Source organism: Desulfobulbus alkaliphilus, assembly GCF_016918545.1.
In the GTDB taxonomy this organism is placed as follows: Bacteria; Desulfobacterota; Desulfobulbia; order Desulfobulbales; family Desulfobulbaceae; genus Desulfobulbus; species Desulfobulbus alkaliphilus.
The window spans coordinates 1-767 of the sequence record NZ_JAFFQC010000106.1; the positions used below are offsets into that span (position 1 = coordinate 1).

2 protein-coding genes are annotated in these 767 nt (G+C 53.7%); both read left to right on the forward strand.

Features of this window, described 5'->3' with window-relative positions; translation table 11 throughout:
• Positions 1-85: 85 nt before the first annotated feature.
• Positions 86-484 carry a hypothetical protein gene (locus JWG43_RS17575; protein ID WP_205244253.1) on the forward strand — a complete coding sequence of 133 codons (399 nt, stop codon included), beginning with the start codon at positions 86-88 and terminating at the stop codon, positions 482-484.
• Positions 484-767 (forward strand): IS66 family insertion sequence element accessory protein TnpB (gene tnpB, locus JWG43_RS17580; protein ID WP_205244254.1); only part of this gene is annotated, 284 nt, incomplete at its 3' end. The genes JWG43_RS17575 and tnpB, both read left to right, overlap by 1 nt.

A 767-nucleotide genomic window follows, 5' to 3' on the forward strand; every position in this document is an offset into this window, starting at 1 on the left:
TGTGTCCTTTCGGTAAGCCTGCCATGAAGAGGCAATGCAGTTCGGTTACAATCGGTCCTTCATTTTAATTCATGGAGGATTGCCGATGAAAAACTCTCCCACACTTTCCCAGTTATCCATCACCGAGGTTCAATCAAGATTTGCTCACTGGCGCACGACCAGGGAGCGGCGCGAGCAGATACCGGAAGACCTCTGGTCAGCTGCGGTCATGCTGTGTGAAAAATATTCTGTCACCAAAGTGTCAAGGACGTTGCGACTGCATCACAGTTCTCTGCGGGATCGAGTTCTTGCCGGCAAAACGAGGCAGCCACCTGTTCCTGCTCCTGCCCAGGACTTCATCACCATTGATATGGTGCAAAGCCATACCGCAGAATGCACCATTGAGTTGGAGCACCGCAACGGCAACAGGATGCGGATGCATTTCAAAAGTCAGGCCGATCTCAATCTCCATGCTTTTGCCGAGTCATTCTGGAGCAGAACGTGATGCTGCAGATAACGCCTCACATGCGGATTGTGCTCGCCGTTGAACCGGTAGACTTTCGTAAAGGTATTGATGGGCTGGCCGGGATCTGCCGGCGGGTGCTGCACGTCGATCCTTTCGCCGGTACACTCTTTGTTTTCCGGAATAAAACCGGGACGTCCCTCAAGTTGTTGGGATATGACGGGCAGGGCTTCTGGCTGTGTCAGAAGCGATTGTCACAGGGTCGCTTTCGCTGGTGGCCCGACAAGGGTGACCTCCAGGCTCAGCGTTTGGCAGCCCTCGAACT

Excerpts from the sequence above, each read along its gene's own strand:
- JWG43_RS17575 (WP_205244253.1), top strand. The coding sequence starts at position 86 with ATGAAAAACTCTCCCACACTTTCCCAGTTATCCATCACCGAGGTTCAA.